This window comes from Roseixanthobacter finlandensis (assembly GCF_043195105.2).
In the GTDB taxonomy this organism is placed as follows: Bacteria; Pseudomonadota; Alphaproteobacteria; order Rhizobiales; family Xanthobacteraceae; genus NCEH01.
Map to the genome: position 1 here is coordinate 3285393 of NZ_CM195536.1, position 23636 is coordinate 3309028.

Here is a 23636-nt window from a genome sequence, read left to right on the forward strand (position 1 = left end):
CCGGGCGGTAGGCGGCACCCGCCGGTCGGCCTCCCCGAGGCCCGGTCAGGCGGCCAAAGCGCTGAGCGTCACGGTCTCGCCATCGATGGCGAAATCGACGGAAATGCCGCAATCGCGGGCGAGAAGACCGGCGTAATAGGGCTGGATGGCGTGGGCATCGAGCCCGCCGTCGGGGATGCCGCCGGCGATCAAAGCCGGCACCGTCTGCGGGATGCGCGCGCTGACGCCGTTGGTGGTGATGACGAACCCCTTCTCCACCCCGCCCGGCGCCACGTCCACCTTGATCACGCCGCCACGCGGAATGGTTGTGCCGGCCAGCAGCACCAGATTTAGCAGCAGCTTCACCCGGTTCTTGGGCTGGAACTCGCGCGGCAGGGTCCATTCGATCCTGGTGCGGGAATCCTCCATCATGCCGCGCACCACCTGGTCGGCGTCGCTGAGATCGATGGTGGCCCCGGCGGACCCGGCGGCGCCGAAGGCAAGGCGGGTGAATTGCAGCCGCGCGGAAGCTTGGCGCGCGCTCTTCGCGATCAGGTCGAGCGCGACCTCGCGCATGTCGGGCGCGTCCTCATCCTCGAGCACTTCCAGGCCGTTGACGATCGCGCCCACCGGGCTGATGACATCATGGCACACGCGCGAACACAGCAGCGCCGCGAGATCGAGGGGGGAGACCGCAAGCTTCACGGGGGCGTCGGAAAGGGACATGGCAGATCCGTAGACGGCGAGACCGGCCGATCCCACCGCGAAGGCGAAGCCGGCAATGCCCGCGGGAGCGAGTGCGGTCTGATACCCCGCACCTTCGCCCACCACAAGCCGGCTTTGGAATAGGTCGCGGGGAGAATCCTGCAATGTCAGGGCCCGGCACACCCATGATGACAGCGCATCCGGCAGACAGAAAGGTCCGAACGCCTTGCCTCGCGCCTTTTCTGCGTCACAGTCATCGGCGAACCTACGCTGCCGATTCGCGGCGATCCTTGAAAGCCCAGCGCGAGACCTTCATGACCGCACTGCGATCCGCCCTTCTCCGCCTCGCCGCCGCATCCACGCTGTGCGTGGGGTTCGCGAGCGCCGCCGCCGCCCAATATGCCCAGCAGCCGCAGCCGGCGCCGCAATATGCCCAGGGCCAGCCGGCGCAGCAGCAATATGCGGCGCAGAACCGCTATGCCCAACCTAATTCCCAGCCCGCCCCCTATTCCACCAACGAATTGGTGAGCAAGGGGCATTCCTTCTTCGGCAGCGTGTCGCGCGGGCTCGCCCTTTCCATCGAGAAGGCGGTCGGCCAGTGGGGCCAGCCCAACGGCTACATCCTCGGCCAGGAAGGCGGCGGCGCCTTCGTCGGCGGCCTGCGCTATGGCGAGGGCACGCTTTATACCCGCAACGCGGGCGACCTCAAGGTGTTCTGGCAGGGGCCGTCGATCGGCTGGGATTTCGGCGGCGACGGCGCGCGCACCATGGTCCTGGTCTATAATCTGCGCACGGTGGACGATGTGTTCCGCCGCTTTGGCGGGATTTCCGGCTCGGCCTATTTCGTCGCGGGCTTTGGAATGACCGCCTTGACCGCGGACAATATCGTCGTGGTGCCGATCCGCTCCGGCGTCGGCGTGCGGCTCGGCGCCAATGTGGGCTATCTGAAATTCACACCACAGGCCACCTGGAACCCGTTCTGATCGCGCAGGCCTCTCACCCGCTGGCACGAAACGCTGCGGCGTCGTATGTATCAGGACGTTGCAGTTGAAAGCGTAGGTTCCGCGTGATCGAGCAGATCATGTATTTCGCGCTGGGCGTCCTTGGGGCGACCCTCGTGGCTCTAATGGTGCTGCCTGCCGTTTGGCATCGGGCGGTGCGCCTCACCACGCGCCGCATCGAAGCGGCCGTGCCCATATCCATGTTCGAGATCCAGGCGGAGAAGGACCAGCAGCGCGCCGGCTTCGCCCTCAACCAGCGGCGGCTGGAACTGCAACTCGACGCGGTCCGCGAGAACGTGGTCGCCCATGCCGGTACCATCGAGCAGCAGCGTCTTCAGTTGGTCGAGCTGGACAAGGCACTCTCCGCCAAGACCGCGGCCCATGAGGCACTGACCCTCGCCCACGGCGAACTGGACGCGCGCTTCACTGCCGAGCAGACGGCCCTGATCGAGCGCAACGCACAACTCGCGCAAACCTCCACAACGCTGGAACAGACCGCCGCGGACCTGTCGCAGACCCGCGGCACGCTCGCGGCCACCACCGCCCGTGCCGACGATCTGGCCACGCGCCTCGCTGCACGCGAGACGGAGCTCGCCGCGCGGGTCGCGGACATTGCCGCACTTCAGGCGGAGCGCACCCAGCTCTCCACCGACCTGGCGGCCGTCCGCGCCGCCCTGGCCGAAACCAGCGCCACCCTGGCCACCGAGCGGGCCGCCGCATCTGCCGCCGCCGCCAGCGCCGAAGCCGAGCGCCTTCGCCTGGAAGCGGCGCTGGCCGACACCAGCCAGCGCCTCGCCGCCAGCGAAGCCCTCGCCGCCGAACGCGCCGTCACCCTGTCGGCACAAGCCGCCGACATCGAGAGCCTCACGACCCGCCACGCCGCCAGCACGGCCGACCTGGAAGCCAGCCGCGGCGTTCTCCAGGCCCTGTCCCAGCAGCGCGCGAACGAGTTTGCTGCCGCTCAGGCCCAGCAGACACGCCTGTCGCAGGCGCTCGACATGCTACGTGCCGATCATTCCATGATGGAAGCCGCCCTCGCCAAGGCCCGCGCCGAGCGGGATGCGCATCTGGAACGCGAGGAAGACCTCGATCTTCTGCGCAAGACGCTTGCCGGCTTGGCTGAGCAGGTGGTGACGCTTGCCGCGCCCTCCGCATCCAATGGCCTCGCCGGCGGTCCGACCATCGCCCCCGCTCTTCCGGCGGAGACGCCAGTGGCCGAGCCCTTGGAAAAGGCAAGCACCGGCCGGCGCAAGCGCGCCGGCTAATCAGCCAGTATCGGCCCTCGGCGCTCGAGCGCGCGCCTCGTCAGCGAATGAAATTGCCGGTGGCTCCGCGCGAGACCATCAGATCCTGGATGCGGCGCTTAAGGTCGCTGGAAATCCTGGGATAGCGCTCCGGCGGCACGAACGCGGCGGGCGAATAAGGCACGCCGCCCTTGGCGCCGGCGAAGATGCGCGGTCCGTCCGCTTGCATCACGATATCCCCCTTCTGCAAGGAGGTGTCCTCCTCGATCGGAACGGCGGCGAGGCCGAGCGGCCCGTTGCCGGTGCAGGTGCAGGCATCCGTCAGCTTGGTCCGGTACAAAAAGGCGTTGGGCATGTCGGCATAGGATGCACCCGCGCGGTCGGTCGCGTGCTCAATGCTCCCGCCGCGAAATACTGTGGTAGTCGCCGCCGGACAGAGCGCGGCGCAGCGCCCCTCCTCCTGCCCGGAACTGACGCCGGACAGGGGGAAATAGCGCCCGTCACAGGTGCGCACGCAGAAGGCGACGCCGCCGCCAGTGCTGCGGCGCGGCTCCGTGCTGGGCGTGACCGTGATCGTAGGCGGAGCAATCGGCACCGCGCGAATGATCCCGCCGAACAGCGCGGCGAAGAAATCGCCGGGACTCTGCGCCGCCGCCGGCCCGGCGCCGAACGCGACCAGCAGGACGGCCGCCGCCTGAAGCTTCCATGCGGTGCGCATGGCGTCCCTCCGCTCTCGAACCGAAGTCGCTCAGCCAATGGACGCAGGAGCGGGGGCTTCGACCGAGGCGAAGGCACTCGGGCCGAAATAGCGCTGCTTGGGCGCGGGGGCGTCCAGCTCGGGCAAGACAACGAAAGCTGAAGCTGAAACCAGGGTCACCATCATCGAGACGATGACCAGCGCGCGTGCGATCATGGACATGGCAAAACTCCGTCGGTGCCTCGCCTTCCTCCGCTCTTATCTCGGAGGGCTGCCATGGGAACGCCTTATTAACCACACAGTTCCATCACTCCCATCATATCAAGCGCCGGCGACAGACCGGCGCTCCGTCCGCTTTCTTCAGCGCCACGTGCTTGTGGCTTGCAGCGCGCGCCAATCCGGGCGAAGGAACGGGACCTTAGGTCAGCTTATGCGTTGAAACGGCGACATGATCGACAAACTCGAATATCTGATCGCCCTTGCGCGCGAGCGCCATTTCGGCCGCGCCGGCGAAGCCTGCGGCGTCACGCAGCCGACCTTGTCGGCGGGCATCAAGCAATTGGAAGACACGCTCGGCGTGCTCCTGGTGCAGCGCGGCTCGCGCTTCATGGGCTTCACGCCGGAGGGGGAGCGCACGCTGGAATGGGCCCGCCGCATCGTGGCCGATTCGCGCGCCATGCGGCAGGACATCGACGCGCTGAAGCGCGGCCTTTCCGGCCCGCTGCGCATCGCCGCCATTCCCACCGCCCTGCCGATGGTGGCGGCGCTCACCACGCCGTTCCGCGCGCGCCATCCCGACGTGCGCTTCACCATCATCTCGCGCACCTCCATCGAGATCCTCAACCATCTCGAAAATCTGGAGATCGACGCGGGGCTGACCTATCTGGACAATGAACCGCTCGGCCGGGTGAACACCGTGCCGCTCTATCGCGAGCGCTATCGCCTCGTCACCTCGCCAGACGCCAAATACGGTGATCGCGAGGAAGTGACATGGGCCGAGATCGCCGGCCTGCCGCTGTGCCTGCTGACGCCGGACATGCAGAACCGCCGCATCATCGACGGCATGCTGAGCGTCAGCGGCAGCCCGCCCAAGCCGTCGTTGGAATCCAATTCCATGATCGTGCTGTTCACGCATGTGCGCACCGGCCATTGGGCGAGCGTCATGCCGGCCATGCTGGCGGATTCGCTGGGGCTGACCTCGATCGTCCGCTCTATCCCCATCGTCGAGCCGGACATCACCCATTCCATCGGGCTCGTGGTGCCGCATCGCGAGCCGACCACGCCCATCACCGCGGCGCTGGTGGCGGAAGCCCGGCGCATCGCGCCTCGGCTGGAACAGAATCTGATCATGGAGCGCGATCCCGCGCTCGCCGCCCTCAAGCCGTAGCGCGGCGCTCCGAGCGCGCTACTGAACCGCGACGTCCTGTGCGCGCGTCTCGAGCGGTGCGGGGCCCGGCGCCATGATGGGCTTGGCGCACCCGTCCGGCGCCGCCACCGGACGCCCGCCCGGCACATGCCCCTGCTCCTGGTGGTGCTTCAGCCGCATTTCCAGGAATTCGATACGGTCCAGCAGGGCGGCGACGGCTTCTCCCACCGGGTCCGGCATCAAATGATGCTCGAGGTCGATCCGCCCGTCGCCCAATCGCCGGCGCTCGGACAGGGGCTTCACGATCCGGCCAGGAATGCCCACCACGGTCATGCCCGGCGGCACGTCCTCCACCACCACCGAATTCGCCCCGACGCGGGCGCCGACCCCGACCGTGATCGGGCCGAGGATCTTGGCACCAGCTCCCACCAGGACGCCGTCCATCAGGGTCGGGTGGCGCTTGCCGGCGGTCCAGGATGTGCCGCCGAGCGTGACGCCGTGGTAGAGCGTGACGTCATTGCCCACTTCCGCCGTCTCGCCGATCACCACGCCCGCCCCGTGGTCGATGAAAAACCGCGCGCCGATCCGCGCGCCGGGATGAATATCCACATTGGTGACGAGGCGACCGAACCAGGACAGGAAGCGCGCCAAAAATTTCGCCTTGCCCTGCCAGAGCCGGTGCGCACAGCGATGCCAGATCACGGCATGCACACCGGGATAGGTCAGCACGATCTCGAGGGTAGCGCGCGCCGCCGGGTCGCGCGACTTCACGCACGCGATGTCGTCGCGGATCTGGCGCCACAGGCTTGGCGCGCGCAGCACCACGGGCACGGAACGGTTGACGGCGGCGGGGACCTCTTGACGACTCGTTCCCATGATCATGTCGCGCTCCCGACGGTGGACCGGCGCAGCCGAAGGGCTGCCTCGGTGAAGGTGTCCTCATAGAATCGCAGCAGCATTTCCGAAGGCACGGTAGCCTTGGTGCGCACGGCGAAGGCCCGCACCCGCTCCAGGATCGCCCTGCCCCGCGCCACGTCCACGACGATGCCTTCGTCCGCCAATGCCTTCTCCACCGCCGCAAGACCCGAATGCTTGCCGAGCACCACCCGATGGCCGCGCCCGAACAATTCCGGGTTCAGCGCCTCATAGGTGGCGCGATCCTTCAGCAGGCCGGAGACATGGATGCCGGATTCATGCGTGAAGACATCGGCGCCGACGATCGCCTTGCCACGCGGCACCGGACGGCGGGCCGCGAGCGAGACCTGTTCCGCCAGCGGGCCGAGGGCGGCGGGCGTGATGCCGGTTTCGGCGCGGGCGGTCTGGCGCAGCGCGATGGCGACCTCCTCCAGCGCCGCATTACCGGCGCGCTCGCCGAGCCCGGCGACCGTGACGCTGGCGTGCCGTGCGCCGCCCATCACCGCCGCGAGCGTATTGGCGGTGGCGAGGCCGAGATCGTCATGGGCGTGAAATTCCAGCTCCAGGTCGCTCGCCGCCGCCACCCGGCGCACCAGGGCATAGGTGGAGAAGGGATCGAGCACGCCGAGCGTATCGGCGAGCCGCAGGCGGAACGCACCGGCCGCGCGGGCCGTCTCCGCAAGGCGGCAGAGGAAGTCCGGATCCGCGCGCGAGGCATCTTCGCCGCCCACCGCCACTTCGAAGCCCAGCGTGCGCGCGAGCGAGACGATGCGGGTGACGGCCTCCAGCGCCCAGGCGCGGTCCTTGCCCAGCTTGCCCGCCAATTGCCGATCCGAGGTGGGAACGGAGAGATTGACGATGCCGACCCCGGAGGCCACCGCCGCCATGAGGTCATCTTCGCTCATGCGGCACCACGCCATGACGCGGGTCGGCAGCTTCAGCGACACGATGGAACGCAGGGTCTCGATTTCCTCGTCGCCCATCGCCGGCGTGCCGGCTTCGATCTCCGGAACACCAGCCGCGGCGAGCGCCTCGGCGATCTCGATTTTTTCGCGCCGTGTGAAGGCGACGCCGGGCGCCTGCTCGCCATCCCTCAATGTCGTGTCATTGAGGAAAACGTCGCGGAAGCGCACGTCTTCATTCGAGCCGGGCGTGTTTGCGAAGCCGGGCCGGCCCTCGGTGGTCTTGGCGGATTTGGATGTCTTAGCGAGCATGATGTGTCTCGGCTATCCAGTGGATTGAGACTGTCACCGAAACCAAAGCAAGCCGTGTGCCACCGAATTAAGCAGCTGAATTTGCATTATTTTTCGGCACTATTGGGCGACTGTGGCGTCCTCTCCCGTCGCGGGGGCGACGCATTCGGCGGGTTCGCGACAGAGCCTGTCGCGCCGCCCCCGACATGATGCTTCTCATCGTGGTTCCATGTTGGGGAAAAGCCACTGCACACACGGGGTCACGCGGGCCCAAGGGTGACCTTCACATCGGCAGGGGCAGCCCAATAGGGAGCGGACGTCACCAGGATATGCGCGCCCGCCTGGGCATAGGCGGCGGCATTCGCGGCATTCACGCCCCCCGCCGCCGCCACCAGCGTCCGCACGCTGGACGCCGCAACCATCTGCACCACGGACGCGATGTCCTGCGGAGTCATCTTCTCGCACTGGAGAACATCGGCGATCGACACCATGGCCGCGGCTTCCTCCAGCGAGGCGACCTCGATTACGACCTTCTTCTCCGGCGCGGCCTGACGCAGGCGCGCAATCGCGGAAGCCGGATCACCCAGGAACACCCGGTGCTCGGGAAACACCAGCAGCGTTTCCGACAGGCCCAGCCGATGCGGCTCGGCCCCGCCGGCACGGATCGCGGCGATCATCGGCGCTTTCGCACCGGGAAAGGTCTTCCGCGTCGTGACAATGGAAATCCCGGGAGCGACAGCACGCGCCGCATCGACGATGGCGGCGGTGGTGGTGGCTATGCCCGACAAATATTCCACGAGCGTCTGGGAGACCTTCCAGGCCCGATGGATCGCGCCGGCGCTTCCATTTGCCCGCAGCAGCACCGCGCCCGCCTCCACACGCGAACTCGAGGGTGCCACGACCTCGGCCTGCGCGCCCGCGCGGACAATCAGCGCCGCTGCCGTCTCGATGCCGCAGACCACGCCCGCCGCCCGCATCTGAAACTGCATGCGGGCGCTGGCGCCGCCGATGCCGAGAAGGTGCGTTGTCAGATCCCCATGGGGGACGTCTTCCGCCAACAGCGCGTCGAGCCGCTCCGGCAACCAGCCGAGATCCATGTCGAAATCCTCCCGGGGCCGCCCGCCCGCGGGAGAGCGGCGAATAAGGTCAATGAGCGATGCCGCCGGCGGCGCCGGTGCCCATGCTTTCGAGCGTGCGGATCGCGTCGAGGGTTGCTTCCGCGATCCGGCGCGGGCGCTCGGCAATACCCAGCCAGCTTGGCTCGCAGTCCAGACGCGGGTCAACTTCCGCAAGCTTGAGATCGGCCGGCACCGCAACGCCGCTGCGCACGAGGCCGCGCAAATGCCCGGCAAGGGGCGCCATGACCGGGGTTTTGTCGCAGGTCCCGATCACCTCGTCGCGCCGGACGCGGTCCCCGATCGCGGCACGGGTCACCCAAATGCCCGATGCGGGCGCCCGGGCAAACCGTTCGCGGCCCGCTCCCGCCAACGGCATGGAGCGCCCATGGGGCGCCAGCGTGGAACCGTCGCGCAAGATGCCGATCGCCTCCGGCGCCGTCTCTACGGCCACGTCCACGTGTCGGCCGGCCGTGAAGCCCGGTCCGAGACCCACGCTCACCCGGGCGAACGGCCGGATATCCACCTTCAGGTTCCGCATGCGCATGCGGGCATCCACCAGCACATCGATCAGGCCGAGGCACAGCAACTCGCCCATTTCCAGGGACGTCACCATGACCGCATGGCGCTCGGTGAAACCGCGCAGCACTTCCACCAGAGTGTCCGCCGGCCTGGCCGGCAGGCCCTCCAGTTCCGAAAAGCCGGTGACCAGCGCGTCATCAAAAGCCATGCTGCGGCGCAGGACCGGCTGGGAGGGATCGCGCGACAGCACGACGCCGTATCCGGCATGGAACATCCGGTGCGCGACCGCCGAGGCGACATCGTTGGTGCCGAGCACCACGGCCACTGGCGCACGCCCGGACGGGGTGAATTCGGTTTCGCTGCGCATTTTATATTGCCCTACGTGGACGTGTTGCAACGCGTGTAGCGACATTCGTGCCAAGTCGCCGGGCTGGCACTGCGAAAACTTGATCGCGTCCGGTTTCACGTCGTTCACCGAACCATCTACTGCGTTTGCAAACGTTCGGGGCGACCGGCTGACGCCATCCGGATCACCCGTGGGTTTTGCGACACACGCGGACATCACATCGGCGCGTTGTCGTGTCGCAAAGCCGACATGCCATGGCTGTCGCAAACCGGCTCATTGGAATCAGAAGCATTTCGCACTGCAACACCGGTGGCACATGGCTTGCTAGAATCTCTCCATACGTCATTGCACGCGCCCCTTCGGCGACTTTGGAGACTGACATGCTCGGTATCGGCAGCACCCTTCCCGCCTTCTCCGTCACTGGCGTGAAGCCTGGCTTCAATTTCCATGAAGAGAACGGCCAGTCCGCATTCGAGCCTCTCACCGAGGCGAGCTTCCCTGGCAAATGGAAGATCATCTTCTTCTATCCGAAGGATTTCACCTTCGTCTGCCCGACCGAGATCGCGGAATTCGCCCGCCTTTCCGGCGAATTCGCGGACCGGGACGCGGTCGTGCTCGGCGGCTCGACGGACAATGAGTTCGTGAAGCTCGCCTGGCGGCGCGACCACAAGGACCTGAACCGCCTGCCCATCTGGTCGTTCGCCGACACCAACGGCTCGCTGGTGGATGGGCTGGGCGTGCGGTCTCCCGATGGCGTGGCCTATCGCTACACCTTCGTTGTCGACCCGGACAATGTGATCCAGCACGTCTATGCGACCAACCTCAACGTGGGCCGCAATCCCAAGGACACGCTGCGGGTGCTCGACGCGCTCCAGACCGACGAATTGTGCCCCTGCAATCGCGAAGTCGGCGGCGACGTGCTGAAGGTTGCGTGATCCCATGAGCATCGAGGCGCTCAAAGCCCAGCTTCCCGACTTCGCGAAGGACGTGAAGCTCAACCTGTCCTCGCTGACGCGCGAGGATTCCATTTCGCCCCAGCAGCTCTATGGGCTGCTGGTGGCCTGCGGCCTGACCACGCGCAATGCAACGGTGGCCCAGGCGCTGGAGGCGGAAGCCGCGCCCCATCTGGCCCCCGCCGCGATGAATGCAGCCAAGGCGGCGGCCTCCATCATGGCGATGAACAACGTTTATTATCGCTTTACGCATCTGGCCTCGAACAAGGCCTATGAAACCTTGCCGGCCAAGCTGCGCATGAGCGTGATTGGCAGCCCCGGCGTGGATAAAGCGGATTTCGAGCTCTGGTCCCTCGCCGTGTCGGCCATGAACGGGTGTGGGCGTTGCATCGATTCCCACGAAAAGGTTCTGCGCGACGCCGGCATCAGCGAGGCGCAGATCCAGACTGCGGTGCGGATCGCCGCCATTGTCGCCTCGGCGGCGGTGGCCCAGGAAGCCGCAGCGGCGGTCCTGCCCGCGGCTGCGGAATGACTTCAGTGTCGCTGTGTCAAGTGGACACATTTTTTTGATTTAGATCAAAGCTTGCGATCACCCTCGGGTGTTTCCTGGAAGTTCTATAAAAAATTGCAGCCACATCAAAAAGATAGTGGCGCAGGGAAGCACCGACAGGAGGGCGAACCTCTCGCGAGCCGCTTGCGGCGGGGAGTACGTCCATGTCCGACGTCTTTCAGATTCGTGTGCCTCGAGCGTCCAGCAACGCCAACGGGGAAGCCTTGCTAGTCATGTCGAAACCAAGCTCCGGCATTGCGCCCGGGGTGTCGCACGCGCATCCGAGCCGGGGCACGTCGCCGGAAGTCGCGCTGATCGGCATCTACGAAATTTCGAAGATCCTCACCGCGCCGCGCCGGATGGAAGTCACACTCGCCAATGTCGTGAACGTTCTGTCCTCGATGTTGCAGATGCGGCACGGCATGATCGTCATCCTGGATTCCGGGGGCGACCCGGACATGGTGGCGACCACCGGCTGGACGCCGCAGATCGCCAGCCACATCCGCGCCCGCGTGCCGCAGAAGGCCATCGATCAGATCGTGGCCACGCAGATGCCGCTGGTGGTGCAGGACGTTTCCGTGGATCCGCTGTTCTCGGGCCACGAAGATCTATTCGCCCCCTCGGACGGTTCCACCGTTTCCTTCATCGGCGTCCCCATCAAGGTGGATACCCATGTGATGGGCACGCTCTCCATCGACCGGGTGTGGGACGGCACCGCCCGTTTCCGGTTCGACGAGGATGTGCGCTTCCTCACCATGGTGGCTAATCTCGTCGGGCAAGCGGTGCGCCTGCACACCCTGGTGGCCGGCGACCGTGACCGCCTGATCGCCCAGACCCATCGCCTGGAAAAAGCGCTGAAGGAAGAAAAGCCACAGGCGGACGAACTCACCGACACCAGCGTGGCCGATGCCGGGCCGATGGGGATCGTCGGCGACAGTCCGCTGGTGAAGCGCCTGATCGCAACCGCACAGGTGGTGGCGCGCTCCAATTCCACGGTGCTGCTGCGCGGCGAAAGCGGCACGGGCAAGGAATTGTTCGCCCGCGCGATCCACGAGCTCTCGCCTCGCAAGGCGAAGCCGTTCGTGAAAGTGAACTGCGCGGCCCTGCCCGAGACGGTGCTTGAATCCGAGCTTTTCGGCCATGAGAAAGGCGCCTTCACTGGCGCTTTGAACATGCGCCAGGGACGCTTCGAAATGGCCCACGGCGGCACCCTGTTCCTCGACGAGATCGGCGAGATTTCGCCCGCCTTCCAGGCCAAGCTTCTGCGCGTGCTTCAGGAAGGCGAGTTCGAGCGGGTCGGCGGCAACAAGACCTTGAAGGTGGACGTGCGCTTGGTCTGCGCCACCAACAAAAATCTGGAGGAGGCCGTCTCCAAGGGCGAATTCCGGGCCGATCTCTATTACCGCATCCATGTGGTGCCGCTGATCCTGCCGCCGCTGCGCGAGCGGCCGGGCGACATCCCCAAGCTGGCGAAGAATTTCCTCGATCGCTTCAACAAGGAAAACAAGCAGGGCCTCAGCCTGTCTCCCCCGGCCCTCGAAGTTCTGCGGCGCTGCTATTTTCCCGGAAACGTGCGCGAGCTGGAAAATTGCGTCCGGCGCACGGCCACCCTCGCCCATGATGATGTGATCACGCCGCACGACTTTGCCTGCGACACCGGGCAATGCCTGTCCGCCATGCTGTGGAAGGGCAGCGCACCCAAGCCGCTTCCCATCGCGCCAGCACAGACGCTGACCCAGTTGCAGCCGGCCCCGGCCGCCAGCGCCGCGCCCACCGCCGAGGCCGTTCCCCCCGCAACCTGCCCCGGCACGGAGGCATGCCCCGCGGTGCCGCCGCGCCAGAGCGAGAAGGAGCAATTGCTCCAGGCCATGGAGCGGTCCGGCTGGGTGCAGGCGAAAGCCGCCCGCATCCTTAACCTCACACCGCGCCAGATCGGTTATGCCCTGCGCAAGCACGGCATCGACATCAAGCGGTTCTGATGCGTCGCGGTGCATCCATGGCACGGCCGGGAAGCGGCCGGTTCTCCCAGGCGCCCGGCACGCAGCTCGGCGGCTGGGACGCGAGGGCTGGCGCGCCATGATCGGCGAAGCGCCAGCCCAGCCCATCGAACCCTTCGAGGCCATGGACTGGCAGGGCCGGCCCGTGCGCTGCCAGGATTGTCCCCATGAGGACATTCATGCCGAAGGCCGCTGCGACCTCGGCAAGATCTGCGTCGCCGACCGGCGCGGCAAGCGGATCGACCGCTTCTTTGCTCGAAATTCCCATCTTGCCGCCCGCTATCTCGACCATCCCTATTTCGAGGTGCGCACGCTCGCGGCGAAACATGCCAGCCTGTTCCTGCTCGGCCCGCTGCGCGAGGATCCCGAACCCGACGTGCGGATCATGGTGGCCTACCGCCTTCCCCTGGCGCGGATCCGGGACATGCGCAAGGATACCGATGCACGGGTCCGCATGGCTGTGACGCAGCGCCTGGACGGCAACGACCTGGTCGCCATGCTCGCGGATGAGAACTACGCGGTCCGCCTCACAGCGGTCCGCCGGGCGCCGCCGGCCTCGCTCGTGATGGCGCTCTATGACAGCGAGCCGGAGGTGCGCCGCGAAGTGGCCCGGCGCATCGCCCTGCCCCATCTCGTGACCATGGCCGGCGATCCGGATCCGCTCGTGCGCCTGGTCGTGGCGGAGCGGCTGTCTCCGGAACGTCTCACCGTGCTGATGAAAGACACCGACATGCGCGTGCGATTCGCGGTGGCGGAGCGCATCGGCCGCGCCCATCTGGCGGCACTTGCCGACGATCCGGTGAGCGAAATTCGTGAGCTGGCCTTGCGGCGTATGATCGAGGATACAGGGCAGGACGGCTCCGGCCGGTAATCCGCGGTCTTGCGGCGCACCAGGTGGCGGACCGGTCCGGGGCCCAGCCTCCCGCCCCCCGGAACGTTGTGTGCGCGGGATTTGAACGGCGAAAGAGCCGGCGCATCGCCGGCCCTTCTCATTGTCCCAGCCCATTTCGCCGGCGCTGCCGGCGGCGCCGAACTCACGCGAAAAATTCGCCCGCCTTGTTCAAGGCACGTGCGAGCTCGTCCACCTCCTGATGGGTGTTGTAGAGCGCGAACGACGCGCGGCAGGTGGCCGAGACGCCAAAGCGCTCGAGCAGCGGCATTGCGCAATGGGTGCCCGCGCGCACCGCGATGCCCGCCCGGTCGATCACGGTCGCCACATCGTGGGCATGGGCATTCTCCATGGCGAAGGACACAATGGCGCCCTTGCCCGGCGCATTGCCGATGATCCGCAACGAATTGATCTCACTTAATTTTTCGTGAGCGTAAGCAACCAGGGACGCCTCGTGCGCGTGGATCCGATCCTTCCCGATGGAGCGGATATAATCCAGCGCGGCGCCAAGGCCGATCGCCTGGACGATCGCCGGCGTGCCCGCCTCGAAGCGGTGCGGAGGCGCGCCATAGGTGACCGTGTCGCGGGAGACCTCGCGGATCATCTCGCCACCGCCGTTAAAGGGCGGCATCTGCGACAGGATCGCATGCTTGCCGTACAGCGCACCAATGCCGGTCGGCCCATAAAGCTTATGGCCAGTAATAACGTAGAAATCGCAGTCGATGTCGCGGACATCCACCTCCATGTGGACGCTCGCCTGGGCGCCATCCACCAGAACCGGAATGCCGCGCGCATGGGCGATGCGCACCACATCCTTGACCGGAACCACGGTGCCGAGCACGTTCGACATTTGCGTGATCGCGACAATCTTGGTGCGGTCACTCAGAAGCTTCTCGAACTCATCGAGCAGGAAATTTCCCTCATCATCCACCGGCGCCCATTTGATCACCGCGCCCTGCCGCTCGCGCAGGAAATGCCAGGGCACGATATTGGCGTGGTGCTCCATGATGGAGAGCACGATCTCGTCGCCGGGCCCGATATTTGCGCGGCCATAGGTCTGCGCCACGAGGTTGACCGCTTCCGTCGCGCCCCGGGTGAAGATGATCTCGTCCGTGCGCTCGGCGTTCAGGAATGCAGCCACCCGCTCGCGCGCGCCCTCATAACCGTCCGTCGCCGCATTGGCGAGATAATGCAAGCCACGGTGCACATTGCTGTATTCCGATGTATAGGCTTGGTTCATCCGCTCGAGCACCGCCTTCGGCTTTTGGGCCGAGGCGCCGTTATCCAGATAAACCAGGGGCTTGCCATAGACCTGCATGCCGAGGATGGGGAAATCCTCGCGGATGCGGTTCACATCATAGCTTCCATTGCTGACCGCCGGATGCATCGCCTCAACCCCGCTCGCCCAGCCACGCGAGCGTTGCCGCGCTCAAGGCATCGCGCAGGCTCTCCTGCGCGATGGTATCGATGACCTCGCCCACGAAGGCTTGAATCAGCAGCGCTTCGGCCTCCTTGACGGGGATGCCGCGCGCCATCAGATAGAATTTGAGCTGATCGTCGAGCGTCCCCGTGGTGGCGCCGTGGCCGCACTGGACGTCGTCCGCGAAAATCTCAAGCTCCGGCTTGCTGAAAACCTCCGCCTCCGCCGAGAGCAAGAGCGCACGCGACATCATGCGCGCATCGGTCTTCTGCGCCTGCTGCCGCACCGCGATCTTGCCCTGGAACACCGCGTGCGCCGCTTCGTCCACCACCGCCTTGAAGGTTTCACGACTTTGGCTGCCGGGTGCAGCATGCTCGATGGACAAGGTCGTGTCGGCATGTTGCCGCCCGGCCAGCAGGCTCACGCCCGAAATCTCCGCCACCGTGTCCGCACCCGCGAGGCGCACGAACATCTGATTGCGCACCACCGAACCGCCGACGATGAAGCCGAACGCGTTGAACCGCGCCCGCGCCCCGATATCGGCAAGCAAGGTGCCCACATGAAGCGCCGCGCCACCCTCGCGCACGATCTTCACATGATCGAGACGCGCCTCGTCGCCAAGTTGCACCTGAAGCGCGGCATTGACCTGATAATCCGATCCTTCCGGCCCTTCGTGGCTCTCGATCAGGCTCACGCTGGCGCCGGCGCCGATCACCGCCACCGATCGGGTGAAGATCGCCGCGGCCGTCTCGCCGGCCGTCACGAACAGGAGATGGATGGGACGCTTGACCTCCGCCCCGGCAGCGACCTCGATCACCACGCCGTCGCCCGCAAACGCCGTATTCAACGCCAGCGCCGGCTCATTGTGGGGCAGCAGGGTGCCGAGGTCGGCCGATAGCAGCGGCTCGTCCGCAACCAGCGCTTGCGCGAGAGCGCGGATTGTCAGGCCCTCCTCAAGGTCGGCAAGATCGGACAGGGCCGGCGCGAACGTGCCGTTCACGACCACGATGCGCCGCGCGCCAAGGTCACAAAGCCATTGCCCGGCCTGCTCAGCCACGGCCAGGGCAGCCGTATCGGGCGCGCCCGCGAGCGGCTTGGCATCCTTCATCAAGCGGCGCAGATCAGTATATTTCCACGCCTCTAGCCGGCGGTGGGGCAAACCGCCGAGCGCGAAAATATTGAAAGCCTCGGCGCGCGCCGCAGCCACGGCAGGTCCGCCCGGCAGATCATGCCGCGCGGCCGTATAGGTATCGGCAAGGCCGGTCTCGGCCTCGGTCTTGATGGCGGCGATCCCTGCGTTCATGACCGTCACGCCGCCTCGTTCTGATATTGCGCATAGCCGGTCGCCTCGAGCTGCAGGGCAAGGTCCTTGCCCCCCGTCTCGACGATGCGGCCCGCGGCCAGGACATGCACGACGTCCGGCACGATATAGTCCAGCAGCCGCTGGTAATGGGTGATGACGATCATGCCCCGCTCGGCCGAGCGCAGCTGGTTGACGCCATTGGCCACCACCTTCAGCGCGTCGATATCGAGCCCGGAATCCGTCTCGTCCAGAACGCACAGGCGCGGTTCCAGAAGCGCCATCTGGAGGGTTTCGTTGCGCTTCTTCTCGCCGCCGGAAAAACCCACGTTCAGCGGCCGGCGCAGCATCTCCGGGTCGATGCCGAGCTTTTTCGCCAGCTCGCGCACTCGTTTCAGAAGATCCGGCGAGGACAATTCCTCTTCCCCCCGCTTCTTGCGCTGGGCGTTCAGCGCCGCCCGCAGGAAGGTGAGCGTCGCGACGCCGGGAATTTCCAGCGGATACTGGAAGGCCAGAAACACGCCCTTTGCGGCGCGCTCGTCCGGCGACATCTCGAACAGGTCCTCGCCGTTGAACAATACTTGCCCGCCCGTGATCTCATAGCCGGGCTTGCCCGCGAGCACATAGGACAGCGTGGATTTGCCAGCCCCGTTCGGGCCCATGATGGCGTGGATCTCGCCTTTATTCACGGTGAGATCCAGACCGTTGAGGATTTTCCGCCCGCCGATTTCGGCGCGCAGGTCGCGGATTTCCAGAAGCGCAGTCATCGCCAATTCCTATCCTGTGCGGGTTTCGTGCCAGAGCGCCTAACCGACGCTGCCTTCGAGCGAAATGGAGATCAATTTCTGCGCCTCCACGGCGAACTCCATGGGGAGTTGCTGGAGCACATCCTTCACGAAGCCGTTCACCACCAATCCAACCGCCTCTTCCTGGGAAAGGCCGCGCTGAATGCAGTAAAACAACACATCTTCGGAAATTTTTGAGGTGGTCGCCTCGTGCTCGAATACAGCCGTAGGGTTGCGCGCCTCGATGTAGGGCACGGTGTGGGCGCCGCACATGTCACCGATCAGCAGCGAGTCGCACGCGGTGAAATTGCGCGCGCCGGCCGCCTTGCGATGTGCCGTGACCTGGCCGCGATAGGTGTTCTGCGACACCCCGGCCGCAATGCCCTTGGAGATGATGCGGCTCGACGTATTCTTGCCGAGATGGATCATCTTGGTGCCCGAGTCCACCTGCTGATGACCGTTGGAGATGGCGATCGAATAGAATTCGCCGCTCGAATTGTCGCCGCGCAAGATGCAGCTCGGATATTTCCAGGTAATGGCCGAGCCGGTTTCCACCTGGGTCCAGGAGATCTTGGAATTATCGCCCCGGCAATCGCCGCGCTTGGTGACGAAATTATAGATGCCGCCGACGCCATCGGCATTGCCTGGATACCAGTTCTGCACCGTCGAATATTTGATTTCGGCATCATCCATGGCGACCAATTCGACCACGGCGGCATGGAGCTGGTTCTCGTCCCGCTGGGGCGCGGTGCAGCCTTCCAGATAGCTCACATAGGAGCCCTTGTCGGCGATGATCAGCGTGCGCTCGAACTGTCCGGTGTTCCGCTCATTGATGCGGAAATAGGTGGAAAGCTCCATGGGGCAGCGCACCCCCGGCGGAACGTAGACGAAGGATCCGTCCGAGAACACGGCCGAATTCAGGGTGGCGAAGTAATTATCCGAGGTCGGAACCACGCTGCCGAGATATTTCCGCACAAGGTCGGGATATTCACGCAAAGCCTCGGAAATGGGCATGAAGATCACGCCGGCTTCCTGCAATTCCTTCTGGAACGTCGTCGCCACCGAGACGCTGTCGAACACCGCGTCCACCGCGATGCGGCGCTCGCCCTCGGGGCGCACCACACCGGCCAGCAACTCCTGCTCGCGCAAGGGAATTCCGAGCTTCTCATAGGTCTTCAGGATTTCCGGATCCACCTCATCGAGCGATGCCAGCTCCGGCCTCTTCTTCGGGGCGGAATAATAATAGAGATCCTGATAATCGATCTTCGGATAGCTGACGCGCGCCCATTCCGGCTCGCGCATGGTAAGCCAGCGGCGATAGGCATCCAACCGCCAGTCCAGCATCCAGGCCGGCTCATTCTTCTTCGCGGAGATGAAGCGCACGATATCTTCCGAAAGACCTTTCGGCGCTTTCTCGGATTCGATGTCGGTGACGAACCCGTACTTGTATTGCTCGACGTCGATGCGGCGGACCTGCTCGACTGTCTCTTGTACGGCGGCCATTCAGTCACTCCCCTCACGGTTACAAGCGGTGTGTGCGCTCCCGAAGGAGCCCTTGAGCGCGGGCCCCATCGGCGGCGGCGCCGTTCGGCACGGGGCCGGCGCGGTCGCCCGCCCGGCCATGTTCCTCATCGCCTCAGGCAGGAATGCAGGTGTCTGCCACCGGGCAAACCGCGGCGCATTGGGGCGTCTCGAAGCTGCCCTCGCATTCCGTGCATTTCTTGGGGTCGATAATGTACATGTCGTTCTTCAGACGAATGGCCGCATTGGGGCATTCAAATTCGCAAGCACCGCATACCGTGCATTGCGAGGCGACGATCTTGTAGGCCATCTACGTGACTCCAGAGCGCGCGTACGATGTCCCCGTGACATCTCGCCAGATCGCCCACGCAAACCCTGTGCCACACACGAATTCGCTGATTTAATTGGATAAATTCCAAGGGACCCAGCAAACCCCTGTCGCGCGCCCGACAGGGTGTCGCGTCTGCTACAGGCGCATGTCCGACGCGGAGGGCCCGCCGCATCTGGCGGGATGCCGCCCCTCACCGCCGCCCGTCACCGCCGCGCCCGACCGCATCGTCGTACGCGCGCCGCCACCGCGCGCACGAAGGCGAGCCGCGACGCAGCCCAATCCCGCGCGGCACGCATCGCCCGACCTGCCCGGCGCCGGCGCCGGCGCCCACGACGCCTGGGTTTGACGCCCCGCCCGGCACTTCGTCGCGGCATGTCCAAGGATGTCGGGTGGCCTGCATGGATGTCGGATTTGAAACAAGTCTGAAATAGCGCCGCAAACGCCCGCAACTCATTGTTTTTAAATGATTTTATTAAAGCCAGACCCTTGGCACAGGAGTTGCAAAACCTATTCAGCGCACGGCGACTGGTTGCTGGCTCACGCCGATGACCTGGACAAGCAACGTCCCCTCCGTTTCGCGAAGCAGGGCTGACGAGTTCGGAAATGAGCGGCTCACGCCTCGGCGTGACAAAGCAATCAGTTCGCAGGAGAAGCACATGTCGTCACTACGACAAATCGCATTTTACGGTAAGGGGGGTATCGGCAAGTCGACCACCTCCCAGAATACGCTGGCGGCCTTGGCCGAGATGGGACATCGCATCCTCATCGTCGGTTGCGATCCCAAGGCGGATTCCACGCGTCTGATCCTGCACGCCAAGGCGCAGGACACCATCCTGAGCCTCGCGGCCGCCGCCGGCAGCGTCGAGGATCTGGAACTCGAAGAGGTGATGAAGGTCGGCTACCGCGACATCCGTTGCGTGGAATCCGGCGGTCCTGAGCCCGGCGTCGGCTGCGCCGGCCGCGGCGTCATCACCTCCATCAACTTCCTGGAAGAAAACGGCGCCTACGAGGACATCGACTATGTGTCCTACGACGTGCTCGGCGACGTGGTGTGCGGCGGTTTCGCCATGCCCATCCGCGAGAACAAGGCCCAGGAAATCTACATCGTCATGTCCGGCGAGATGATGGCCATGTATGCGGCCAACAACATCTCCAAGGGCATTCTCAAATACGCCAATTCCGGCGGCGTGCGGTTGGGCGGGCTCGTCTGCAACGAGCGCCAGACCGACAAGGAGCTGGAACTGGCGGAAGCCATGGCGAAGAAGCTCGGCACCCACCTGATCTACTTCGTGCCGCGCGACAACATCGTGCAGCACGCCGAGCTGCGCCGCATGACCGTGCTCGAATACGCTCCCGACAGCGTTCAGGCCGGCCATTACCGCAGCTTGGCCCACAAGATCCATGCCAATGGCGGCAAGGGTATCATCCCGACCCCGATCACCATGGACGAGCTGGAAGACATGCTCATGGAGCACGGCATCATGAAGGCCGTCGACGAGAGCGTGGTCGGCAAGACCGCCGAAGAACTGGCCGCGATGTCCGCCTGAGGCTTTTCGAAGCAAATCCCAGCCCCTCCAACGAGGGGCTGGTTTTCCGCCACGAAAACGGGGTTAAGCGAGGATAGCGAAATGAGCCTGGCAAAGACGCAGAGCATTGAAGAAATCAAAGCTCGCAATAAAGAACTGATCTCGGAAGTCCTGGAGGTCTATCCCGAGAAGACCGCCAAGAGGCGCGCCAAGCACCTCAATGTCCATGAATCCGGAAAATCGGATTGCGGCGTTAAGTCCAATCTGAAGTCGGTTCCCGGCGTGATGACCATCCGCGGCTGTGCTTATGCCGGTTCGAAGGGCGTGGTCTGGGGTCCGATCAAGGACATGATCCACATCAGCCACGGCCCGGTCGGCTGCGGCCAGTATTCGTGGGCTGCGCGCCGCAATTACTACATCGGAACGACCGGCATCGACACCTTCGTGACGATGCAGTTCACCTCCGACTTCCAGGAAAAGGACATCGTCTTCGGCGGCGACAAGAAGCTCGCCAAGATCATGGACGAAATCCAGGAACTGTTCCCGCTGAACAACGGCATCACCGTTCAGTCGGAATGCCCGATCGGCCTGATCGGTGACGATATCGAGGCGGTCTCCAAGGCCAAGTCGAAGGAATACGAAGGCAAGACCATCGTTCCGGTCCGCTGTGAAGGCTTCCGCGGCGTGTCGCAATCGCTCGGCCACCATATCGCCAACGACGCGATCCGGGACTGGGTGTTCGACAAGATCCCCGCGGATGCCGCCCCGCGCTTCGAGCCGACCGCCTACGACGTGGCCATCATCGGCGACTACAACATTGGCGGCGACGCCTGGTCCTCGCGCATCCTGCTCGAAGAAATGGGACTGCGCGTGATCGCCCAGTGGTCCGGCGACGGTTCGCTGGCGGAGCTCGAGGCCACTCCGAAGGCCAAGCTCAACGTTCTGCACTGCTACCGCTCGATGAACTACATCTCGCGCCACATGGAAGAAAAGTACGGTATTCCTTGGTGCGAATACAACTTCTTCGGCCCGTCCAAGATCGCGGAATCGCTGCGCAAGATCGCCAGCTACTTCGACGACAAGATCAAGGAAGGTGCCGAGCGCGTGATCGCGAAGTACCAGCCTTTGATGGACGCGGTCATTGCGAAGTATCGCCCCCGTCTCGAAGGCAAGACCGTGATGCTGTTCGTCGGGGGACTTCGCCCGCGCCACGTCATCGGCGCCTATGAAGACCTCGGCATGGAAGTCGTCGGCACCGGCTATGAGTTCGGCCATAACGACGACTACCAGCGCACCGCCCAGCACTATGTGAAGGACGGCACGCTGATCTATGACGACGTGACCGGCTACGAGTTCGAGAAGTTCGTCGAGAAGATCCAGCCGGATCTGGTCGGCTCGGGCATCAAGGAAAAGTACGTGTTCCAGAAGATGGGTGTGCCGTTCCGGCAGATGCATTCGTGGGACTATTCCGGCCCGTACCACGGCTATGACGGTTTCGCGATCTTCGCGCGCGACATGGACATGGCGATCAATTCCCCCGTCTGGAAGATGACGAAGGCCCCGTGGAAAGCGGCGCCCAAGCCCACCCTGATGGCAGCGGAATAGCTTCACCGCGTCCCGGCGCCCTCCTTCGGGGACGGCGCCGGGACCCCAGATCGGGACATGACATTTCAAGAGGACACCACCATGACTCAAAATGCCGATCACGTGCTCGACCATCTCGAGCTGTTCCGCGGCCCGGAATACCAGCAGATGCTGGCGAACAAGAAGAAGATGTTCGAGAACCCACGCGATCCGGCCGAAGTGGAGCGCGTGCGGGAATGGGCCAAGACCCCTGAATATCGCGAGCTGAACTTCGCTCGCGAAGCACTGACCGTAAACCCCGCGAAGGCCTGCCAGCCGCTCGGCGCGGTGTTCGCCGCGGTCGGGTTCGAGGGCACCATCCCCTTCGTCCACGGCTCGCAGGGTTGCGTCGCTTATTATCGCAGCCATTTCTCCCGCCACTTCAAGGAGCCCAGCTCCTGCGTCTCCTCGTCCATGACCGAGGATGCAGCTGTGTTCGGCGGCCTCAACAACATGATCGACGGCCTCGCGAATACCTATGCGATGTACAAGCCGAAGATGATCGCGGTCTCCACCACCTGCATGGCCGAAGTCATCGGCGACGATCTCAACGCCTTCATCAAGACGGCGAAGGAAAAGGGCTCGGTCCCGGCCGAATATGACGTGCCGTTCGCCCACACCCCGGCCTTCGTCGGCAGCCACGTCACCGGCTACGACAATGTCATGAAGGGCATCTTCGAGCACTTCTGGGACGGCAAGGCCCGCACCGCGCCGGTGCTGGAGCGCGTGCCGAACGAGAAGATCAACTTCATCGGCGGCTTCGACGGCTACACCGTCGGTAACCTGCGTGAAGTCAAGCGCCTGCTCGGCATCATGGGTGCGGACTACACCATCCTCGGCGACAACAGCGACGTGTGGGATACCCCGACCGACGGCGAGTTCCGCATGTATGACGGCGGCACCACGCTGGAGGACGCGGCCAACGCGCTGCACGCCAAGGCCACCATCTCGATGCAGGAATACAGCACCGAGAAGACGCTTCCCTTCATCGCGTCCCATGGCCAGGAAGTGGTCGCCTTCAACCACCCGATCGGGGTGGCCGGCACCGACGCCTTCCTGATGGCGGTGTCGCGCATCATCGGCAAGGAAATCCCCGAGGAACTGGCGCGCGAGCGCGGTCGCCTGGTGGACGCCATCGCCGATTCCAGCGCGCACATCCACGGCAAGAAGTTCGCCATCTACGGCGATCCGGACCTCTGCCTCGGCCTCGCCGCGTTCCTGCTGGAGCTCGGCGCCGAACCCACCCACGTGCTCGCCACCAACGGCAACAAGCAGTGGGCGGAAAAGGTCCAGGCCCTGTTCGACTCCTCGCCCTTCGGCCAGAACTGCCATGTCTATCCCGGCAAGGATCTCTGGCACATGCGCTCGCTGCTGTTCACGGATCCGGTGGATTTCCTGATCGGCAACACCTACGGCAAGTATCTGGAGCGCGACACCGGCACGCCGCTGATCCGCATCGGCTTCCCGATCTTCGATCGCCACCACCACCATCGTTACCCGGTGTGGGGCTATCAGGGCGGCATGAACGTTCTGGTCTGGATCCTCGACAAGATCTTCGACGAGATCGACAAGAACACGAACGTTCCCTCGAAGACGGACTACAGCTTCGACATCATCCGCTGATCGTCGTTTCGCAAGCCTGCCCCACCACCCGACCG

22 protein-coding genes are annotated in these 23636 nt (G+C 64.9%); 10 read left to right on the forward strand and 12 right to left on the reverse strand.

All coding sequences use genetic code 11. The annotated features are described in order from the left end of the window. Positions 1-45: 45 nt before the first annotated feature. Entirely contained in the window at positions 46-705 is a 660-nt protein-coding gene (gene chpT, locus V5G24_RS15560) for a histidine phosphotransferase ChpT (protein WP_394081368.1), read from the reverse strand. A 293-nt stretch (positions 706-998) separates the two neighbouring features. On the opposite strand from chpT, the gene V5G24_RS15565 reads away from it, so the two are divergent. Together V5G24_RS15565 and V5G24_RS15570 are read left to right on the forward strand one after the other, a co-directional pair. Further along, on the forward strand, positions 999-1667 hold the full coding sequence (locus V5G24_RS15565) for a DUF1134 domain-containing protein (protein WP_394081366.1): 669 nt from the start codon (positions 999-1001) through the stop codon (positions 1665-1667). Between the two features lie 83 nt (positions 1668-1750). Then, on the forward strand, positions 1751-2950 hold the full coding sequence (locus V5G24_RS15570) for a coiled-coil domain-containing protein (RefSeq protein ID WP_394081364.1): 1200 nt from the start codon (positions 1751-1753) through the stop codon (positions 2948-2950). A gap of 40 nt (positions 2951-2990) precedes the next feature. On the opposite strand, the gene V5G24_RS15575 is transcribed toward V5G24_RS15570, so the two are convergent. Both V5G24_RS15575 and V5G24_RS15580 read right to left on the reverse strand, forming a co-directional pair. Next, positions 2991-3647, reverse strand: coding sequence for a DUF2865 domain-containing protein (locus tag V5G24_RS15575; protein WP_394081362.1), 657 nt, complete (start codon positions 3645-3647; stop codon positions 2991-2993). A gap of 30 nt (positions 3648-3677) precedes the next feature. Beyond that, positions 3678-3848: a hypothetical protein gene (locus V5G24_RS15580; protein ID WP_394081360.1), complete on the reverse strand. Its 171-nt coding sequence runs from the start codon at positions 3846-3848 to the stop codon at positions 3678-3680. Between the two features lie 226 nt (positions 3849-4074). Between V5G24_RS15580 and V5G24_RS15585 the strand changes: the two genes are divergently transcribed. Further along, the gene (locus V5G24_RS15585; protein WP_394081358.1) at positions 4075-5013 is read left to right on the forward strand and encodes a LysR family transcriptional regulator; all 939 of its coding nucleotides are present in this window, start codon (positions 4075-4077) and stop codon (positions 5011-5013) included. Between the two features lie 18 nt (positions 5014-5031). Here the strand turns inward: V5G24_RS15585 and cysE are convergent, their stop codons facing one another. The 4 genes from cysE to V5G24_RS15605 form a co-directional block, all read right to left on the reverse strand. Beyond that, the gene (gene cysE, locus V5G24_RS15590) at positions 5032-5874 is read right to left on the reverse strand and encodes a serine O-acetyltransferase (protein ID WP_394081356.1); all 843 of its coding nucleotides are present in this window, start codon (positions 5872-5874) and stop codon (positions 5032-5034) included. Then, positions 5871-7121 (reverse strand): homocitrate synthase, encoded by a 1251-nt coding sequence (gene nifV / locus V5G24_RS15595; RefSeq protein WP_394081354.1) that lies wholly within the window; start codon positions 7119-7121, stop codon positions 5871-5873. Before nifV ends, cysE begins: the two co-directional genes overlap by 4 nt. Before the next feature lie 239 nt (positions 7122-7360). Next, entirely contained in the window at positions 7361-8197 is an 837-nt protein-coding gene (modD, locus tag V5G24_RS15600) for a ModD protein (RefSeq protein WP_394081352.1), read from the reverse strand. A 49-nt stretch (positions 8198-8246) separates the two neighbouring features. Then, complete coding sequence (locus V5G24_RS15605; protein WP_394081350.1) at positions 8247-9212, reverse strand: hypothetical protein; 966 nt, start codon at positions 9210-9212, stop codon at positions 8247-8249. 251 nt (positions 9213-9463) lie between these two features. Here V5G24_RS15605 and V5G24_RS15610 point away from each other — a divergent pair, with 251 nt between their 5' ends. The 4 genes from V5G24_RS15610 to V5G24_RS15625 all read left to right on the forward strand — a co-directional run bounded on the left by V5G24_RS15610 (position 9464) and on the right by V5G24_RS15625 (position 13454). After that, on the forward strand, positions 9464-10018 hold the full coding sequence (locus V5G24_RS15610; RefSeq protein WP_394081348.1) for a peroxiredoxin: 555 nt from the start codon (positions 9464-9466) through the stop codon (positions 10016-10018). Positions 10019-10022: 4 nt separating this feature from the next. Further along, a complete protein-coding gene (gene ahpD, locus V5G24_RS15615) occupies positions 10023-10568 on the forward strand; it encodes an alkylhydroperoxidase, AhpD family (protein ID WP_394081346.1) in 546 nt (181 codons plus the stop codon). 251 nt (positions 10569-10819) lie between these two features. After that, complete coding sequence (gene nifA, locus V5G24_RS15620; protein ID WP_394081344.1) at positions 10820-12565, forward strand: nif-specific transcriptional activator NifA; 1746 nt, start codon at positions 10820-10822, stop codon at positions 12563-12565. A gap of 97 nt (positions 12566-12662) precedes the next feature. Beyond that, positions 12663-13454 (forward strand): 4Fe4S-binding leucine-rich repeat protein, encoded by a 792-nt coding sequence (locus V5G24_RS15625; RefSeq protein WP_394081342.1) that lies wholly within the window; start codon positions 12663-12665, stop codon positions 13452-13454. Between the two features lie 163 nt (positions 13455-13617). Here V5G24_RS15625 and V5G24_RS15630 read toward each other — a convergent pair whose 3' ends face one another. From V5G24_RS15630 to V5G24_RS15650, 5 genes are all read right to left on the reverse strand, one after another. Beyond that, positions 13618-14859 (reverse strand): cysteine desulfurase, encoded by a 1242-nt coding sequence (locus tag V5G24_RS15630; RefSeq protein WP_394081340.1) that lies wholly within the window; start codon positions 14857-14859, stop codon positions 13618-13620. Positions 14860-14863: 4 nt separating this feature from the next. After that, complete coding sequence (gene sufD, locus V5G24_RS15635) at positions 14864-16195, reverse strand: Fe-S cluster assembly protein SufD (protein ID WP_394081338.1); 1332 nt, start codon at positions 16193-16195, stop codon at positions 14864-14866. 5 nt (positions 16196-16200) lie between these two features. After that, a complete protein-coding gene (gene sufC / locus V5G24_RS15640) occupies positions 16201-16959 on the reverse strand; it encodes a Fe-S cluster assembly ATPase SufC (RefSeq protein ID WP_394081336.1) in 759 nt (252 codons plus the stop codon). 39 nt (positions 16960-16998) lie between these two features. After that, positions 16999-18480, reverse strand: a complete 1482-nt coding sequence (gene sufB, locus V5G24_RS15645; protein ID WP_394081335.1) for a Fe-S cluster assembly protein SufB — start codon at positions 18478-18480, stop codon at positions 16999-17001. Positions 18481-18613: 133 nt separating this feature from the next. Beyond that, complete coding sequence (locus V5G24_RS15650) at positions 18614-18808, reverse strand: 4Fe-4S dicluster domain-containing protein (RefSeq protein ID WP_394081333.1); 195 nt, start codon at positions 18806-18808, stop codon at positions 18614-18616. A 677-nt stretch (positions 18809-19485) separates the two neighbouring features. Between V5G24_RS15650 and nifH the strand changes: the two genes are divergently transcribed. The 3 genes from nifH (at position 19486) to nifK (ending at position 23601) form a co-directional block, all read left to right on the forward strand. After that, complete coding sequence (nifH, locus tag V5G24_RS15655; protein WP_394081331.1) at positions 19486-20376, forward strand: nitrogenase iron protein; 891 nt, start codon at positions 19486-19488, stop codon at positions 20374-20376. A gap of 81 nt (positions 20377-20457) precedes the next feature. Continuing rightward, positions 20458-21960: a nitrogenase molybdenum-iron protein alpha chain gene (nifD, locus tag V5G24_RS15660; protein WP_394081329.1), complete on the forward strand. Its 1503-nt coding sequence runs from the start codon at positions 20458-20460 to the stop codon at positions 21958-21960. A gap of 81 nt (positions 21961-22041) precedes the next feature. Then, a complete protein-coding gene (gene nifK, locus V5G24_RS15665; RefSeq protein WP_394081327.1) occupies positions 22042-23601 on the forward strand; it encodes a nitrogenase molybdenum-iron protein subunit beta in 1560 nt (519 codons plus the stop codon). The last annotated feature ends 35 nt before the right edge of the window (positions 23602-23636 follow it).

Excerpts from the sequence above, each read along its gene's own strand:
- nifD (WP_394081329.1), top strand. The coding sequence starts at position 20,458 with ATGAGCCTGGCAAAGACGCAGAGCATTGAAGAAATCAAAGCTCGCAAT.
- sufC (WP_394081336.1), bottom strand. The coding sequence starts at position 16,959 with ATGACTGCGCTTCTGGAAATCCGCGACCTGCGCGCCGAAATCGGCGGG.
- V5G24_RS15575 (WP_394081362.1), bottom strand. The coding sequence starts at position 3,647 with ATGCGCACCGCATGGAAGCTTCAGGCGGCGGCCGTCCTGCTGGTCGCG.
- V5G24_RS15625 (WP_394081342.1), top strand. The coding sequence starts at position 12,663 with ATGATCGGCGAAGCGCCAGCCCAGCCCATCGAACCCTTCGAGGCCATG.
- V5G24_RS15585 (WP_394081358.1), top strand. The coding sequence starts at position 4,075 with ATGATCGACAAACTCGAATATCTGATCGCCCTTGCGCGCGAGCGCCAT.
- V5G24_RS15565 (WP_394081366.1), top strand. The coding sequence starts at position 999 with ATGACCGCACTGCGATCCGCCCTTCTCCGCCTCGCCGCCGCATCCACG.
- sufD (WP_394081338.1), bottom strand. The coding sequence starts at position 16,195 with ATGAACGCAGGGATCGCCGCCATCAAGACCGAGGCCGAGACCGGCCTT.
- cysE (WP_394081356.1), bottom strand. The coding sequence starts at position 5,874 with ATGATCATGGGAACGAGTCGTCAAGAGGTCCCCGCCGCCGTCAACCGT.
- sufB (WP_394081335.1), bottom strand. The coding sequence starts at position 18,480 with ATGGCCGCCGTACAAGAGACAGTCGAGCAGGTCCGCCGCATCGACGTC.
- V5G24_RS15650 (WP_394081333.1), bottom strand. The coding sequence starts at position 18,808 with ATGGCCTACAAGATCGTCGCCTCGCAATGCACGGTATGCGGTGCTTGC.
- ahpD (WP_394081346.1), top strand. The coding sequence starts at position 10,023 with ATGAGCATCGAGGCGCTCAAAGCCCAGCTTCCCGACTTCGCGAAGGAC.
- nifV (WP_394081354.1), bottom strand. The coding sequence starts at position 7,121 with ATGCTCGCTAAGACATCCAAATCCGCCAAGACCACCGAGGGCCGGCCC.
- nifA (WP_394081344.1), top strand. The coding sequence starts at position 10,820 with ATGTCGAAACCAAGCTCCGGCATTGCGCCCGGGGTGTCGCACGCGCAT.
- chpT (WP_394081368.1), bottom strand. The coding sequence starts at position 705 with ATGTCCCTTTCCGACGCCCCCGTGAAGCTTGCGGTCTCCCCCCTCGAT.
- V5G24_RS15630 (WP_394081340.1), bottom strand. The coding sequence starts at position 14,859 with ATGCATCCGGCGGTCAGCAATGGAAGCTATGATGTGAACCGCATCCGC.
- nifH (WP_394081331.1), top strand. The coding sequence starts at position 19,486 with ATGTCGTCACTACGACAAATCGCATTTTACGGTAAGGGGGGTATCGGC.
- nifK (WP_394081327.1), top strand. The coding sequence starts at position 22,042 with ATGACTCAAAATGCCGATCACGTGCTCGACCATCTCGAGCTGTTCCGC.
- modD (WP_394081352.1), bottom strand. The coding sequence starts at position 8,197 with ATGGATCTCGGCTGGTTGCCGGAGCGGCTCGACGCGCTGTTGGCGGAA.
- V5G24_RS15580 (WP_394081360.1), bottom strand. The coding sequence starts at position 3,848 with ATGTCCATGATCGCACGCGCGCTGGTCATCGTCTCGATGATGGTGACC.
- V5G24_RS15610 (WP_394081348.1), top strand. The coding sequence starts at position 9,464 with ATGCTCGGTATCGGCAGCACCCTTCCCGCCTTCTCCGTCACTGGCGTG.